The following is a 16,079-nucleotide window of genomic DNA, read 5'->3' on the forward strand; positions in this document are numbered from 1 at the left end:
TCCTTTTCTCGACGACGAATGCGCTTTACGCGCGAGATCGACCACTCAGGTCGAAATTACCATAAGCCCATCGTTTGTTCGACCTCCTTGCCACCCGATGCGCGTTCCGTCCATTCCGTCCGCTTCGCCCGTTTCTCCCGCCGTCGAGACACGCTTGCCGCGCGTGCGGCGCGCCACCTGTGCGGCCGTGCTGCTGGCGTCGGCCGCGCTGGCCGCGTGTTCGGTCGGCGAGCCGTATCGGCCGCCGGTGTCCGACGCGACGCGCACCGGGCCGTTCGACGCGGTGGCCGACGTGCCGGCCGCGGCCGCCGGCGAACCGCCGCAACGCTGGTGGCGCCTGTACGACGATCCGGTGCTCGACGGCCTCGTGCGCGATGCGCTCGCGCAGAACCGCGATCTCGCGGCGGCCGTCGCGCGGGTCGAGCGTGCGCGCGCCGTGTTCGACGAGGCCGGCGCCGCGCGGCTGCCCGATACGACGGCCGGGTTCGGCGTCGATTACGGCAAGCACGCGCCCGACCAGATCGTCGCGGCGGCCAAGGGCACCGAAGCGCGTACGCGCTGGGGTTTCGCGCCGTCGTTCTCGTTGTCGTGGGAAGTCGATCTGTGGGGCCGCGTGCGTCATCTGGTCGACGCCGCGCGGGCCGACGCCGACGCGGTGCAGGCCGCGTCCGATGCGATGCGCGTCGTGGTGGCCGCCGAGACGACGGCCGCATATGCGCAGGTGTGCGCGTACGGCGAGCGGATCGACGTGGCCGAGCAGTCGGTCGGCATCGCCGACCGGCTGGCCGCGCTGACGGCGAAACAGCGCGCGCACGGGCTCGTGTCCGACCTCGAAGTGGCGCGTTCGCGCGCGTTCGCCGACGACACGCGCGCCGATCTGCCCGCGCTCGTCGGCTCGCGGCGCGCCGCGCTGTACGAACTCGCGGTGCTGACCGGGCGCGCGCCCGGCGCGCTGCCCGACGCCGTCGCGCATTGCCGCACCGCGCCCGTGCTCGCGCGGCCGTTCCCGGTCGGCGACGGCGCGTCGCTGCTGCGCCGCCGCCCCGATCTGCGCGAGAGCGAGCGCCAGCTGGCCGCCGCGAATGCGCGGATCGGCGTGGCGACGGCCGAGCTGTATCCGTCGATTTCGCTCGGCGGCTCGGTGAACTGGCTGTCGACCGGCGGCGATCCGTCGACGCTCGGCGACAAGTACGCGATCGCCTGGGGCGTCGGCCCGCTGATCACGTGGCGCTTTCCGAACATGGCGGCGAGCCGCGCGCGGCTCGCGCAGGCTCGCGCCGACGACACGCTCGCCCGTGCGCAATTCGATGCGCAGGTGCTGCGTGCGCTGAAGGAAACCGAGCAGGCGCTGGCCCGGTACGGCGCCGCGTGGCGCCGCCGCGCCGCGCTCGAAACCGCCCGCGCCGAGCATGCGCGCGCCTATCGCCTCGCCGAGCTGAACTACGAAGCCGGCGCCCTCGATTTCCTCGGCGTGCTCGACGCGCAGCGCAGCCTCGTCGCGGTCGATTCGGCGCTGGCCGAGTCGACGCAGCAGGTCTCGCTCGACCAGGTCGCCGTGTTCAAGGCGCTCGGAGGCGGCTGGCAACCGTAGCCGGCCACGTTCGCAGTGTCCCTGTCCGTTCTCTTGCACGCTAACTCATCATTCCGATCATGAGCACGACTGCCGTACCCGAAAAAGCCAAGACCGCCCGGTTCTCCCGGCGCCAACTGATCGCCGCGGGCGTCGTGCTCGCCGTCATCGCGCTCGCCGTGTTCGGCTGGCACTGGTGGACCGTCGGCCGTTTCATCGAAGGCACCGACGACGCGTACGTGCGCGCCGACGTCGTGACCGTCAGCTCGCGCGTATCGGGTTACGTCGCGCAGGTCGCTGTCGACGACAACCAGCCGGTGAAGCGCGGTGACGTGCTCGTGCGGCTCGATGATCGCGACTATCGCGCGAAAGTCGACGATGCGCAGGCCGCCGTGGCAGCGGCCGAGGCGACGCTGCAAGCCGAGCAGGCGGCGGCGTCGACGCTCGACGCGCAGATCGGCCAGCAGCGCAGCCAGATCGCGCAGGCCGACGCCGACGCGGCCGCCGCGCGCGCCGAAGCCGCGCGGCGCGACGCCGATGCGACGCGCTACAAGCAACTGCTGGCCGAATCCGCCGCGAGCGGACAGCGCTGGGAGCAGGCCCACGCGGACGCATTGAAGGCGCGCGCCGAGCTGGCCCGCGCCGGCGCCGCCGTGCGCGTGCAGACCGACCAGCAGACCGTGCTGCAGCGCCGCCGCGAACAGAGCACGGCCGCGATCGCGCAGGCGCGCGCCCGGCTTGCGGCGGCCCAGGCGAAGCTCGCGCTCGCGCAGCTCGATCTCGATCACACGGTGATCCGCGCGACGCGCGACGGCAGCGTTGGCCAGCGCGCGGTGCGGGCGGGCCAGTACGTCGAAGTCGGGATGCCGCTGCTCGCGGTGGTGCCGCTCAGCGACGTGTACGTGGTCGCGAACTTCAAGGAAACGCAGTTGGGTGCGATGCACGACGGCCAACCCGTCGAGATCGACGTCGACACCTATTCGGGCCACACGCTGCACGGCCGCGTGATCGGCCTCGCGCCGGGCTCCGGCGCGCAGTTCGCGCTGCTGCCACCCGACAACGCGACCGGCAACTTCACGAAGATCGTGCAGCGCATCCCGGTGAAGATCCGCGTCGATGCGCCGCCGGCCGGCGTCGTGCTGCGGCCCGGGATGTCGGTGATCGCGCGTGTCGACACGCGCGGCACGCAGGGGGCCGGCACGTGAGCACGACAACCGCGCAGGCCGCGCACGAAGACACCGTTTCGCTGCGCGCGTGGGTCGCCGTGCTCGGCGGCGTGTTCGGCTGCTTCATGGCCGGCATGAACGTGCACGTGACCAATGCGTCGCTGCCCGACATCCGCGGCTCGCTCGGCGCGAGCTTCGAGGAAGGCTCGTGGATCACCACCGCGTATCTGGTCGCCGAGATCGTCGTGATTCCGCTCACCGGCTGGCTCGTGCAGGTGTTTTCCGCGCGACGCGTGCTGCTGGTCGGCGCGACCGGCTTTCTCGCGTTTTCGCTCGCGTGCTCGGTCGCGCCGAGCATCTCGACGATGATCATCGCGCGGGCGCTGCAGGGCGCGTTCGGCGGCGTGCTGATCCCGCTGTCGTTCCAGCTGATCGTCACCGAATTGCCGCCGTCGAAACATCCGCTCGGGATGGCGCTGTTCGCGATCGCGAACAACGTCGCGCAGGCGGCGGGGCCGTCGGTCGGCGGGTGGCTGACGGACATGTATTCGTGGCGCTGGATCTTCTATCTGCAGATTCCGCCGGCAATCGCGCTGGTCGCGGCGATCGGCTGGGCGATCCGGCCCGTGCCGGTGCAGCTCGGGATGCTCAGGCGGGCCGACTGGTTCGGCATCGCGACGATGGCGGTCGGCCTGAGCGCGCTGCAGATCGTGCTGGAGGAAGGCGGGCGCAAGGACTGGTTCGCGTCGGACCTGATCGTCGAACTGTCGATCGTCGCGGCGCTCGGGCTGGCGGCGTTCGTCGCGATCGAGCTGCGGCGCAAGGAGCCGTTCATCAATCTGCGGTTGCTCGGCCAGTACAACTTCGGGATCGCGAGCCTGATGCAGTTCCTGTTCGGCGCGGTGGTGTTCGGCGTGGTGTTCCTCGTGCCGAACTACTTTGCCGAGCTGCACGGCTACAGCGCGCGCGACATCGGCCTCGCGATGATTCCGTACGGGCTCGTGCAGTTCGCGATGTCGTTCCTGACGCCGCCGCTGATGCGCCGCACCAGCCCGCGCACGACGATCGTGCTCGGCTTCGTGCTGGTCGCGGCCGGCTGCCTGATGAACATCCACCTCGACGCCGATGCGGCATCGAACGTGATCGTCCCGTCGCTGATCGTGCGCGGGATCGGGCAGTCGTTCGTCGTGATCGCGCTGGCCGTGATGGCCGTCGACGGGATCGAGAAGGCGCAGCTCGGCTCCGCGTCGGGCGTGTTCAACATGGTCCGCAACGTCGGCGGGGCGATCGGCATCGCGGTGATGAGCCAGATCGTCGTCGAGCGGCAGAAGCTGCATGCGATGCGCATCGGCGAGGCGGTCACGCCATTCTCCGAAGCGTTCCAGGAACGGATGGCGATGCTTGCGCGGCTGCTTTCCCGCGTGCATGCGCCGCGCGCGGACGTGCTGCCCGGCGGATCGATCTCCGGCGTACACGAGCTGGCGCTCGGGCTCGTGAACCAGCGCGTGATGCGCGAGGCGCTGCTGATGGCGTACAGCGATACGTTCCTGATCGCGGGCATCGCGATGATCGGGTGTACGGCGGCGGCCTTCGTGCTGAAGGGGAAGAAGAAGGCGTAGCGGCGCAGTGGCTTGCGGCTAGGGTTGGCGCCGGTAAGGGAATGAACGCGCTCGGACCGGTCCGATGGTGGCAGGCGCGGGGCTCTGCAACAATGCACCGTCGGCCACGATGCGCCGTTTCCGCCGGCCGGCCGTGCGTGTGCGGGCTCGTTCCGGCGCGCGCCACATGCCGCCGGCATTTCCGACCGTTCTCTTGCCCATGCTCCGGATTCCCACGCTGTTCGTCGCCGTCGTATTGAGTTTCGCCGTACTGCCGGCCGCCCATGCCGCCGACCACGCTCGCTGGCCGACCGCTTCCGACGGCCAGCCGCGTGTTGGCGTCCAGGTGAAGATCCAGTCCTTTACCCCCGACGATGCGCGGCAGATCCGGCAGACCGGCTTCGACTTTGTCCGCTTCGGCGTATGGACCGATCGCCTCGATCGTGCGGACTACCCCCGTCAGATCGACGACGCATTCGTGGCGGCGCGTTCGGCTCGCCTGCCGGTGTTGCTGACCGTGCGCACGCTCACGCGGTTCCGGCGAGCGGACCGGCAGCGCGAAGAAGCGCAGGTGGACCGTGAATCGCTCGCGGCTACCGGTGCCCGCCTCGCCGGCACAGTGACGCGGCTCGCCGCGCAATACGGTCACGCGCTGGTGGCGCTTGAACTCTGGAACGAACCGGACCTGGATCGCTATTGGTCGACCGGCGACGTCGCGCACACCTTCCCGCCGTTTGCCGAAGGGTTGTACGGCGGGTCGGCCGCGCGCCGGCCGGACGTTCCGGTCGTCGGCTTCGGATTCGCACGGCCGCCGCTGCCCGGCAGCGTGCCCGACCGTTTGTTAGCCGACGTGTACGCCGCCTCACCCGCGTATCTCGACGCGGTGTCGTACCACGCGTATGGCATGACGCCGATGCAGATCCGCGATGCCGCGCGCGATATCCGCGCACGCTACGGTCTGTCGGCGCTCGTGACCGAAGACGGCGCGGCGTCGGCGGGCGTCGACGGCGATGCGCGGCAGGCGCGCCGTGTGCGTACGCTGCTCGACGCGCGCGCGACACTCGGTACGCCGTTGCTGTCGGTCTATGAATGGATCGATACGCCGAATGCGAACGATGCGGTGCAACGCAGCTATGGGCTCGTGCGTGCGGACCGGTCGCCGAAGCTCGCGCTCGATGCCGCCAGCACGTCGCTGCGCACGACGACGTCGAAGCCGTAGCCGGCTGTCAATTCGGATCGCGCATGCGGATCGCCCACAGCGCCACGGCGAACGGTGCGACGCTGGACAGGTGGCGCAGGTAGCTGCCCAGATCCGGCTCGAACAGCATCGATACCGCGACATGGCCGAGCAGCAGGCACGCGAGCAGTTCACCATTGCGGCGCAGGCCGGTCGTGCGTTCGCCGGTGCGCTACGACGGCACGCGTCGCCACGCGGCGCCGAGGAACAGCGCGACCAGCGCCTGCATCGCGAATCCCTTCGGATCGAACGAGAACAGCACCGGTAGGTTGAGCCGCACGAGCGAATACGCATAGTTGCCTGCGAAATGGACGAATGAATCAGGCGGCAACGGGTTGTAGAAACTCGTGCGCGCGCCGAACGGCGATGCATACATGAGATAGTCGACCGCGAGGTCGCGCAGCTGTTGAAGCAGCGAGTAGGCGGCATTCGGCAGCGCGACGAACACGGCCGTGCCGGCGCCGCCGAGCGCCTGGTACAGCTTGCCGACCGCATCGAACGACGAGCCGTCGTAGGTCGAGCCGCCGCCGATCTGCGTCTGGATCTTCTCCGCGTCGCGGAAGATGAATTCCGGCAGCAGCACGCGTGCGTTCGCATAGACGCCGACGTACAGCAGCGCGAGGCACGCGGCGATGGCATCGCGCAAGCCGCGGCTCAGCAGCGGACCGCTCGCGATCAGCTTACGCAGCATCTCCCGGCCGGATGGCGCGGCGCGCCGTCGGGGCGCGCGACGACACGATCCACACGAGCCACGCAGCCACCGCGATACTCGCGACGAGATGCGCGACGGTCGCGCCGATCGCGTGCTGGTCATGCACAAGCGCGATCGTCATCGGGACGTACGCGAGCGTCAGCACGGCTATCACGCCGGCGACCACGCGGTCTGCCCGCAACGCGACGGCGGCGGCCCATAGTACGTCGCACGCGGCGCGCAGCACGAACGACAGCAGCAGGATCGCGAGGATGACGGTCGACGGCAGGTCGTTGCCTTCATGCGCGAGCCGGAACAGCCACGGATGGACCGTGACGATCGCGAGCGCGGCCGCACCGGTCAGGATCACCGACCCGCGCAGCGCGTGCGCCAGTTCGCCGCGAAACGCCTGCGGTGCGCGGCGCGGACAGTCGAGTGCCCGCACGAGCCGCGGCGCGGCGACCGCCGCGACGGTGGCCGACGCGATCGTCTGGATCGCGTTCGCGATCGACCAGACGAACACGTAGCGGCCGAGCTCGCCCGCGTCGAGCATCGCGGACGCGACGAAACGTTCGAGATACTGCAGCACCGACAGCAGCAGCAACGCGACGAAGAACGGCGCGCCGCTGCGCCAGACCGTCGCGAGCGGCAAGCGCGTGGCGGACAGCGCGGGCATCGCCGGCAGCCGGCGCGCCGTGCCCGCTATCAGCAGACAGCCGGGCGCGACGACGAGCGCGTCGCCGGCGAGCCAGATCGCGAACACGCCGTCGATCGACACGATCGCGCGCGCCGCGAGCGCGGCGACCGCGACGCCGGCCCACGCGCTGGTCCGCGCGAACAGCAGCCACGACGCCGCGCGGACCCGATGCAGCGAGAACAGCCATTTGTTGACCTCGAGCGCTGCATGTTCGGCGCACGCGACGAGCATCACCAGGACGAGCGGCACGTCGGCCAGCGCGCCCGCCTGCGGCAGCCCGGTGAATGCGCCGACCGGCAGCGCGGCCGCGGAAGCGCGCGCGTTGCACGTCGCGGGTAATGGGGCGGCGGGGGAGCCGGTGGCGATGGCGGTCGCGTCGAATGCCATCGTCGCGGAAGCCGGGGCCCCGCGTGCGGATCGTGGATCATCGGCGAGCAAACCGATTGTGGTGGCTGCGGCGCGGCCGGCGGCGAAGTCTGCTGCTGCGTCGCGCGGCAAGGTGGCGCGTCAGGCAGGCGCAAACGCGCCTGCCGTGCAACATGCGGCGAATGCGGCACGCGGTGCCACACCGCATGCGCAGTCGGGCCGCCCGAGCGGCCGATACGCCAGCGACCACGCCGGAATCGAATTCGGCCCAGGCCGTCGGCATGACGGCCGCCGAGTTCACGCAATGGCTCGCCGCGACGCGCGATACGTCGCGGTCGGCCGTGGGCGGCACCGATCTGTCGGTCGGGTTGCCGAATCATACGCGGTTAATCCCGCGCTGATTGGCGGGCGTTACGCGCGTCGCCTCGTGTCGACGGACGGACCTCCCGCGACGCCGGACATCGGCGTCGCTTCCCCGGTTTCCATATTTCGACTATCATCGAAATATGGAAACGAACGAAACCATTGCCGCGCTCGCGGCGCTCGCGCATGAATCCCGCCTCGCGGTTTTCCGCGCGCTCGTGCAGGCCGGGCCGCAAGGCATGCCGGCCGGCCAGATCGCGACGCTGCTCGACGTGCCGCCGTCGTCGTTGTCCTTTCATTTGAAGGAACTCGCGCATGCGCAGCTCGTGACGAGCCGCCAGGAAGGCCGCTTCGTGTTCTATGGCGCGAACTTCGACACGATGAACGGGCTGCTGGGCTATCTCACGGAAAACTGTTGCGGCGGCAATCCGTGCTCGCCGGTGTCCGCCTGTTCGCCTTCCGGAAAGATCAATCGCACGCGTCAATCCTGACGCGCATTCGCGTGCCCTTCCCATGACCACGAACGTCCTGATCCTCTGTACCCACAACTCCGCGCGCAGCGTCCTGTCGGAAGGCATGCTCAATCACTGGGCCGCGAAGCTGGGCAAGGAGGTGCGCGCCTACAGCGCGGGCAGCGCGCCGAGCGGCCGCCTGAATCCGTTCGCGCTGGAAGCCCTGACGAACGCCGGTGTCGACGTCCGCGGCTGTCGCAGCAAAAGCTGGGACGAATTCGTCGGCGACGGCGCGCCGGAAATGCGCGTCGTCATCACGGTGTGCGACAGCGCGGCGTCCGAGGCGTGCCCGTACTGGCCCGGCAGTCCCGTCAAGGTACATTGGGGCTACGCCGATCCGTCGAACGCGACGGGCGGCGACGACGGCAAGCGTCTCGCCTTCGAACTGACACGCCAGGCGATCGGCTATCGGATGCTGCAGTTGCTCGCGCTCCCGCTCGATCGCATGAGCGACGACGCATTGCGGGCGGCGCTGATCGAGATTTCGCGACACTGATCGCGCACCGGGCCGCGCGCAGGAACGCGCATCCGCCCACGACTTCAAGACCCACCCTCGTCCGATGAATACGTCCAACGTCACGCCGCCCGGCAACGCGGTCGCGAAACCCGCCATCAATTTCTTCGAACGCTACCTGAGCGTCTGGGTGGCGCTGTGCATCGTTGCGGGTATTGCGCTCGGCCAGGCGCTGCCCGGCCCGTTCCAGGCGATCGGCCGGATGGCGTACGCGCAGGTCAATCTGCCGGTCGGGCTGCTGATCTGGGTGATGATCGTCCCGATGCTCGTCAAGGTCGACTTCGGCGCGCTGCACGAGGTGCGTCGACACGCGAAAGGCATCGGCGTCACGCTCGTCGTGAACTGGCTCGTCAAGCCGTTCTCGATGGCGTTCCTCGGCTGGCTGTTCATCCGCCACCTGTTCGCACCGCTGCTGCCGGCGGACCAGATCGACAGCTATATCGCCGGGCTGATCCTGCTGGCGGCCGCGCCGTGCACGGCGATGGTGTTCGTGTGGAGCCGGCTGACGGGCGGCGATCCGCTGTTCACGTTGTCGCAGGTCGCGCTGAACGACAGCATCATGGTGATCGCGTTCGCGCCGCTGGTCGGCCTGCTGCTGGGGATGTCGGCCATCACGGTGCCGTGGGCGACGCTGCTCACGTCGGTCGTGCTCTACATCGTCATGCCGGTGATCCTCGCGCAGATGCTGCGCAAGCGGTTGCTCGCGAATGGCCCGGCTGCGTTCGATGCCGCGATGACGAGGATCGGCCCGTGGTCGATCGCCGCGCTGCTCGCCACGCTCGTGCTGCTGTTCGCGTTCCAGGGCGAAGCGATCCTGAAGCAGCCGCTGGTGATCGCGCTGCTCGCGGTGCCGATCCTGATCCAGGTGTTCTTCAATTCCGCGCTCGCGTACGGGCTCAATCGCGCGGTCGGCGAACAGCACGACATCGCGTGCCCGTCGGCGCTGATCGGCGCATCCAATTTTTTCGAACTGGCGGTCGCGGCCGCGATCAGCCTGTTCGGTTTTCATTCCGGCGCGGCGCTGGCCACCGTCGTCGGCGTGCTGATCGAGGTGCCGGTGATGTTGCTGGTCGTGCGCCTCGTCAACCGGTCGAAGGGCTGGTACGAGTGCCGGGCTCGAGATCACGGAAGAACCGACCCATGAACGACTATCTGAACGACCTGCCGCAACTCGACGCCGAACTGTTCCGTGTGCCGGACGGTGCTCGACTGCGGCCTGCGGTGCTATCCACTCATGCGCCGCGGTTCCTGCTGCTGTACGGCTCGCTGCGCGAACGTTCGTTCAGTCGCCTGCTGGTCGAGGAAGCCGCGCGCCTGCTCGCGGCGATGGGCGCCGAAGTGCGCGTGTTCAATCCGAGCGGCCTGCCGCTGCCCGACGACGCGCCCGACAGTCATCCGAAAGTGGTCGAGCTGCGTGAGCTCGTGATGTGGTCGGAAGGGATGGTGTGGTGGCCAACGACACCGAGTACGGGCTGGCGGCCTATCTCTACACACGCGACCACGGCCGCATCTGGCGGGTGGGCGAGGCGCTCGAGTACGGAATGGTCGGCCTGAACACTGGCGTGATTTCCAACGAGGTCGCGCCGTTCGGCGGGGTCAAGCAATCGGGCCTCGGCCGCGAGGGCTCCCGTTACGGGATCGACGAGTACCTCGAGATCAAGTACCTGTGCGCGCAAATCTAACGGTAAATGTCGGCATGAAGGAAACGTCAATGGAAATGCCCCCGCAGTCGATGTGCTTCGAAACGGTTCCGTCTATTCTTCAGGAATGGGGCTGTGTGCGCCGCCTGGGCGACGTGATGACGGGATGGACCGATCGCCGCAATGTGCTGATCGTCACGGATGCGGGGCTTCACAAGGCCGGCGTGCTGGAGCCGGCGAAGGCATCGTTGGCAGCGGCGGGATTTCGCGCGGCAGTGTTCGACGAGGTCGTGGCCGATCCGCCGGAAAGCGTCGTATCGCGGTGCGTGGCATTCGCCCGCCGCGCGGAGGCCGATGTCGTCATCGGCCTGGGCGGCGGCTCGTCGATGGACATCGCGAAACTGGCTGCCGTGCTGACCATGTCGCAGCAATCGTTCGCCGACATGTACGGCATCGGCAACGTTCGGGGCGAGCGCCTGCCGTTGGTGCAGATCCCGACGACCGCCGGCACCGGGTCGGAAGTCACGAACATTTCAATCGTTTCGGTGGGCGAAACGAACAAGATGGGCATCGTCTCCCGTCAGCTGTATGCCGATCACGTGATCCTGGACGCCGAGCTGACCGTCGGCCTGCCGCGCAGTCACACCGCTGCAACGGGCATCGACGCGATGGTGCACGCGATCGAGGCGTATACCAGCAAGCACAAGAAGAATCCGATTTCCGATGCGCTGGCGCGCGAAGCGCTGCGTTTGCTGGCACACAACCTGATCGCGGCCTGCGAGAACGGCGAAGACCGGCGCGCGCGGGAGGCCATGCTGCTCGGCGCGACGCTCGCGGGGCAAGCGTTCGCGAATGCGCCGGTGGCCGCGGTCCATGCGCTGGCGTATCCGTTGGGCGGCCATTTCCACATCCCGCATGGTCTGTCCAACGCATTGATGCTCGCCCCTGTGCTGCGCTTCAACGCCGACGCGGCCGCCGCCCACTATGCGGCGCTGGCAGACGTCGTCGGCGCGGTCGGAACCGGCGACGCACGGGCGCGCACGGCCGCCTTCATCGGATTCCTCGATGACCTGATCGAACGGTCCGGCGCGCCGCGTCGCCTGCGCGACGTGGGCGTCACGCGTTCGAGTCTGCCGACCCTCGCGGCGGACGCGATGAAGCAGCAGCGCCTGCTGCAGAACAATCCGGTCGTCGTCACCGTCGCCGATGCGTTGCGTCTGTATGAACAGGCTTATTGAACCGACGCAGGCCGGTCCGTCGTCGCCGTCACCTTAATAGAGAGAGTGCACCGTGAATACTGTAGAAAGGGTTGAGCATCACGAGGTCGTCATTTTGGGCGCGGGCTTCGGCGGCCTCGGCATGGCGGCCCGCATGAAAATCGCGGGCATCGACGACTTCGTCGTGATCGAGAAGCGCCCGGACCTCGGCGGCGTGTGGCTCGACAATTCGTATCCGGGCGCGGCATGCGATACCGAGTCGCACCTGTATTGCTACAGCTTCCATCCGCATCTGCGCGTCAGCGCAATGTATGCCGGCAGAAACGAACTGCTCAACTACCTGAAATCGCTCGCCGCGCGGTTCGGGCTGGCGGACCACTTGCGGTTCAATCGCGAGATTTGCCGCGCGCACTGGGATGCGGCGGCGCGCCTCTGGCGGTTCGAACTGGACGACGGCTCGCGGATGACCGCTCGCTTCTTCGTGCCGGCATGGGGACAACTGAACCGGCCGATGATTCCGGCGGTACGCGGCCTAGCGAGTTTCAAGGGCGACACCTTCCACTCCGCGCAATGGCGGCACGATGTGGACCTGGGCGGCAAGCGCGTGGCGAGCATCGGCAACGCCGCGAGCGCGGTGCAGTACGTGCCGGCGATCGCACCGAAGGTGGCGCAGCTGACGGTGTTCCAGCGCAGCGCGAACTGGATCATGCCGCGCAACCAGATTATCTTCTCGAAGGAGCAGCTCGATTCGTACGAGCAGGAGCCCCGTCTCTTCGAGGAAAGCCGGAAATCGCTGCACGCGTTCCGCGAGTCGGGATTCGAGCGCACGCGAATGGGTTCCAATGCGCAGACGGAAGGCAAGAGCCTTGCATTGGCCCACCTTCATCGGCAGGTGCCCGATCCGGTGCTGCGCGAGAAGCTGACGCCGGACTACGAATACGCGTGCAAACGGATCCTGCGGTCGGACGACTACTACCCGGCGCTCATGCGCGAGAACGTCGCGCTGGAAACGGCAGGCGTCGAGGCGTTCGTCGAAGACGGCATCGTGACGCGGGACGGGCGTGTTCTGCCGTTCGACGTGGTCATATTCGGCACGGGCTTCGAGAGCCAGGCATTCCAGGGCAGCCTGGAGGTGCGCGGCACGAGCGGCACGCTGGCGCAGGCGTGGGAACACGGGCCGGAAGCCTATCTCGGCATCACGGTGCCGGGCTTTCCCAACATGTTCATGCTGTACGGGCCGAACACGAACCTGAACCACAACTCCATCGTGTCGATGCTCGAGATCCAGCAGAACTACATCATCGATGCGATCGGCGGCATGGCCGCGGCGGGTATCGACGCAGTCGACGTCGACAGGGCCGTGTTCGACGAATACAACGGCAAGCTGCAGGCGGCGATGGCCGGCTCGGCGTTTTCCGCCGGTTGCTCGAGCTGGTACAAGAACGCGCAGGGCAAGGTGATCAACAACTGGCCCGGCACGGTGGATGAATACCGCGCCGCGACGCAATGGGATCAAAGCGTGTTCGGTACGCTCTGAGCGGGGGATGCGCATGACATCGATGTCGTGGTTGCCGCTGACGGAAGTGGCCGACGATGCCCGGGACGCCGTGCGGGCGTTTCGCGAACTGGGCGGACGGCACTACGGCAGCTTCGCCGTGGATCAATCACGCGCGAACTTCGAGCGTGCGTGCGAACTGAACGGCCTTGCGGCTGACGACGCGGTGACCCATAACGACATCGCGGTGCCCGTCACGGGCGGCAGCATTCGGGTACGGCTCTATCGTTCGCGCGGCGCGGCGGGTATCGGCCACGATCCGCTCGTCGTCTTCCTTCACGGCGGCGGGTGGGTGATCGGCAGCGTGGACACGCATGACGGCATCTGCCGTCATCTCGCACGGCATGGCGGGTGCCCGGTCGCATCGGTCGAGTACCGGCGATCGCCGGAGCACCGATGGCCGGTTCCGCTCGAGGACTGCGAACAGGCACTGGATTACCTGATTGCCCACGCCCCGCAGCTCGCGATCGACGTGTCCCGGGTGGTGCTGGCCGGCGATAGCGCCGGCGGCAACATGGCGACGATCATCGCGAATGCGGGAGCGGCGGCGCGCTCCGCGATCGTCGGCCAACTCCTTTTTTATCCGGTGACGGACCTGACCGCGTCGCTGCCGTCATATCAAAGGATTCAAGGCGGATTTCCGCTGGTGGCCGAATCGATGCGCTGGTTCCGCGACCACTACGTGCCGGCCGGCACGCCGCTCGATCTCGCGCGCCTGTCTCCGCTGCTGCATGCGGAGGGCCGGCGGCAGCCGCCGATGTTCATTGCAACCGTGGGGCTCGATCCGCTGTGCGACGAGGGCGTGGCCTATGCATCGTGCGCGGCGCGTGCCGGCAGCGAAGTCGAACATCACCATCTGCCCGCGCATCATCACGGCATTGTGACCGCGGCCCGTCGCATCGCGACGGCGCGCTATCTGCTGGAACGCGCCGCCGCGTTCGTTCGGCGGCTGACCGAACGGGGCAGCGTCGGCGTCTGACGCTTGGGGCCGCGCATTGCCGCGCGAACAACGCGGCTTGCGACGGAGCGGCAGGGCAGCGCGCTCTCGCATAGTTCGACGCGCGCCGGCGTGCCCGACGTGCGTCCAGGCGCGAAGCATCGCGCGATCATTCAAAACAGGACAGAGGAGATTCGGTATGGAAAAGATCTGGCTTGCTTCCTATCCGCCAGGTGTGCCGGCAGAGATCGACTGCAGCGCGTATCGATCCGTCAGCGAATTGATCGACGCAAGCTTCGACAAGTTTCGCGAAAGCCCCGCGTTCGCGTGCGACGGTACGGCGGTCACGTATGGCGAACTCGACGCGATGTCGCGCTCGCTGGCCGCATGGCTGCAATCGCGGGGGCTCGAGCGCGGTGCGCGCGTCGCGATCATGATGCCGAACGTGCTGCCTTACCCGGTGTCGATCTGCGCAGTCCTGCGCGCCGGCTACGTCGTCGTCAACGTGAATCCGCTCTATACGCCCCGTGAACTGGAACATCAACTGAACGACAGCGGCGCCGAGGCGATCGTCCTGCTCGACAGTTGTGTTGCGACGCTGGACGCCGTCATCGCGCACACGCAGGTGAAGCATGTGCTGGTCGCCACGCAGGGCGGCCCCGCCGCCGCGACGTCGCCGGCCCCGGGCTCCTATACGACATTCGACGACGCGATCGCGGAGGGCCGCGGGCGCCCGTTCGTGCCGGCTCGCCTGTCGCCGGACGACATCGCGTTTCTGCAATATACCGGCGGGACGACCGGCGTGTCGAAAGGGGCGACGCTGTTGCATCGGAACATCGTCGCGAATGTATTGCAGGCGGACGTCTGGTTCGAGCCCGCGCGCAGTTGGCGCCCCGACGTGAAGCAGTTCATCACGGTGGCGGCCCTCCCGATCTATCACATCTTTGCGCTCAACATCTGCTGCCTGTCGACGATGTACACGGGCGGGATGTGCGTGCTCGTACCGAACCCGCGCGACATCGGCGGGATGATCGCGTCGCTCGCCGGATACAAGATCACCAGCTTCCCGGGCGTGAACACGCTGTATAACGCGATGCTCCATCATCCCGACTTCTCGCGTCTCGATTGCTCCAATCTGCTGATGGCCAACGGCGGCGGGATGGCCACGCAGGAAGTCGTCGCAAGGCGCTGGATGGAAATGACCGGCGCGCCGATCATCGAAGGATACGGGCTGTCCGAAACATCGCCGTGCGTGGCGGTCAACCCCGTTGCACGCGGCGAATTCAATGGCACGATCGGCCTGCCGTTGCCGTCGACCGACGTGTCGATCCGGGACGACGACGGCAACGAACTGCCGCCCGGGCAAGCCGGCGAGCTGTGCATCCGCGGCCCCCAGGTGATGGCGGGTTACTGGCGGCGGCCGGACGAAACCGCGAAAGTGATGACCGCGGACGGTTTCTTCCGGTCGGGCGACATTGCGTCGATCTCGGCGGACGGCTTCGTGCGAATCGTCGACCGCAAGAAGGACATGATCCTCGTGTCCGGCTTCAACGTGTATCCGAACGAGATCGAAGAGGTCGTCGCCAAACATCCGGGCGTCTACGAAGTCGCGGCGATCGGCGTACCCGACGCGCACTCGGGAGAGGCCGTCAAGCTGTTCGTGGTGAGGAAAACGCCCGAACTGACGGCCGAGGACCTGATGGCGTACTGCAAGGGCCAGCTTACGGGCTACAAACGCCCGAAAAGCATCGAGTTTCGCGACAGCCTGCCAAAGAGCAACGTCGGGAAAATCCTTCGGCGCGAGTTGCGGGCACCGAAGAATTGACGTGATGGGCGACACTCGATGCCTGCAGGCCGCACGACGGCTTGCTCAAACGCTCGCGTAATGGAAAGCCCTGATTCAAATTGCCGTTCGACTGCATAGACTGGGAACCATTGAACTTGGTCAATTGACCATGTTCGAGATGACGAACCAACCCGGAACGTGCATCGCCGTGGCCCGCTTGCTTATTGGGT

13 protein-coding genes and 2 pseudogenes are annotated in these 16,079 nt (G+C 67.7%); 13 read left to right on the forward strand and 2 right to left on the reverse strand.

What is annotated here, in order from left to right:
* Positions 1 to 97 precede the first annotated feature (97 nt).
* The 4 genes from DFS13_RS18185 to DFS13_RS18200 all read left to right on the forward strand — a co-directional run bounded on the left by DFS13_RS18185 (position 98) and on the right by DFS13_RS18200 (position 5,553).
* The gene (locus DFS13_RS18185) at positions 98 to 1,591 is read left to right on the forward strand and encodes an efflux transporter outer membrane subunit (RefSeq protein WP_060212109.1); all 1,494 of its coding nucleotides are present in this window, start codon (positions 98 to 100) and stop codon (positions 1,589 to 1,591) included.
* Positions 1,592 to 1,650: 59 nt separating this feature from the next.
* Entirely contained in the window at positions 1,651 to 2,775 is a 1,125-nt protein-coding gene (locus DFS13_RS18190) for an HlyD family secretion protein (RefSeq protein WP_060212107.1), read from the forward strand.
* A complete protein-coding gene (locus tag DFS13_RS18195) occupies positions 2,772 to 4,355 on the forward strand; it encodes a DHA2 family efflux MFS transporter permease subunit (RefSeq protein WP_034202999.1) in 1,584 nt (527 codons plus the stop codon). Before DFS13_RS18190 ends, DFS13_RS18195 begins: the two co-directional genes overlap by 4 nt.
* A 199-nt stretch (positions 4,356 to 4,554) precedes the next feature.
* Entirely contained in the window at positions 4,555 to 5,553 is a 999-nt protein-coding gene (locus tag DFS13_RS18200) for a hypothetical protein (RefSeq protein WP_060212105.1), read from the forward strand.
* Between the two features lie 190 nt (positions 5,554 to 5,743).
* Here the strand turns inward: DFS13_RS18200 and DFS13_RS18205 are convergent, their stop codons facing one another.
* Positions 5,744 to 6,262, reverse strand: coding sequence for a hypothetical protein (locus DFS13_RS18205; RefSeq protein WP_373401804.1), 519 nt, complete (start codon positions 6,260 to 6,262; stop codon positions 5,744 to 5,746).
* Positions 6,252 to 7,346, reverse strand: a complete 1,095-nt coding sequence (locus tag DFS13_RS18210; RefSeq protein WP_230205461.1) for a lipopolysaccharide biosynthesis protein — start codon at positions 7,344 to 7,346, stop codon at positions 6,252 to 6,254. The genes DFS13_RS18205 and DFS13_RS18210 overlap by 11 nt, the downstream gene beginning before the upstream one ends.
* 485 nt (positions 7,347 to 7,831) lie before the next feature.
* Between DFS13_RS18210 and DFS13_RS18220 the strand changes: the two genes are divergently transcribed.
* The 9 genes and pseudogenes from DFS13_RS18220 (at position 7,832) to DFS13_RS18260 (ending at position 15,888) form a co-directional block, all read left to right on the forward strand.
* On the forward strand, positions 7,832 to 8,179 hold the full coding sequence (locus DFS13_RS18220) for a helix-turn-helix transcriptional regulator (protein WP_034202998.1): 348 nt from the start codon (positions 7,832 to 7,834) through the stop codon (positions 8,177 to 8,179).
* A gap of 22 nt (positions 8,180 to 8,201) precedes the next feature.
* On the forward strand, positions 8,202 to 8,696 hold the full coding sequence (locus DFS13_RS18225) for an arsenate reductase ArsC (RefSeq protein ID WP_034202997.1): 495 nt from the start codon (positions 8,202 to 8,204) through the stop codon (positions 8,694 to 8,696).
* Positions 8,697 to 8,760: 64 nt separating this feature from the next.
* Positions 8,761 to 9,858 carry an ACR3 family arsenite efflux transporter gene (gene arsB, locus DFS13_RS18230; protein ID WP_060212103.1) on the forward strand — a complete coding sequence of 366 codons (1,098 nt, stop codon included), beginning with the start codon at positions 8,761 to 8,763 and terminating at the stop codon, positions 9,856 to 9,858.
* A pseudogene (locus tag DFS13_RS18235) lies at positions 9,855 to 10,163 on the forward strand (NAD(P)H-dependent oxidoreductase); the annotation flags it as partial. The gene arsB and the pseudogene DFS13_RS18235, both read left to right, overlap by 4 nt.
* Positions 10,163 to 10,396: pseudogene (locus tag DFS13_RS18240) on the forward strand (aldehyde dehydrogenase family protein); the annotation flags it as partial. The pseudogenes DFS13_RS18235 and DFS13_RS18240, both read left to right, overlap by 1 nt.
* 29 nt (positions 10,397 to 10,425) lie before the next feature.
* Positions 10,426 to 11,592 (forward strand): iron-containing alcohol dehydrogenase, encoded by a 1,167-nt coding sequence (locus tag DFS13_RS18245; RefSeq protein ID WP_060212058.1) that lies wholly within the window; start codon positions 10,426 to 10,428, stop codon positions 11,590 to 11,592.
* Positions 11,593 to 11,644: 52 nt separating this feature from the next.
* Positions 11,645 to 13,108 carry an NAD(P)/FAD-dependent oxidoreductase gene (locus DFS13_RS18250; protein WP_080431240.1) on the forward strand — a complete coding sequence of 488 codons (1,464 nt, stop codon included), beginning with the start codon at positions 11,645 to 11,647 and terminating at the stop codon, positions 13,106 to 13,108.
* Positions 13,056 to 14,105, forward strand: coding sequence for an alpha/beta hydrolase (locus DFS13_RS18255; protein WP_230205456.1), 1,050 nt, complete (start codon positions 13,056 to 13,058; stop codon positions 14,103 to 14,105). Before DFS13_RS18250 ends, DFS13_RS18255 begins: the two co-directional genes overlap by 53 nt.
* 157 nt (positions 14,106 to 14,262) lie before the next feature.
* Complete coding sequence (locus tag DFS13_RS18260; protein ID WP_105866175.1) at positions 14,263 to 15,888, forward strand: AMP-binding protein; 1,626 nt, start codon at positions 14,263 to 14,265, stop codon at positions 15,886 to 15,888.
* Positions 15,889 to 16,079 lie beyond the last annotated feature (191 nt).

It is taken from the genome of Burkholderia sp. 28_3 (assembly GCF_003253915.1).
In the GTDB taxonomy this organism is placed as follows: domain Bacteria; phylum Pseudomonadota; class Gammaproteobacteria; order Burkholderiales; family Burkholderiaceae; genus Burkholderia; species Burkholderia cenocepacia.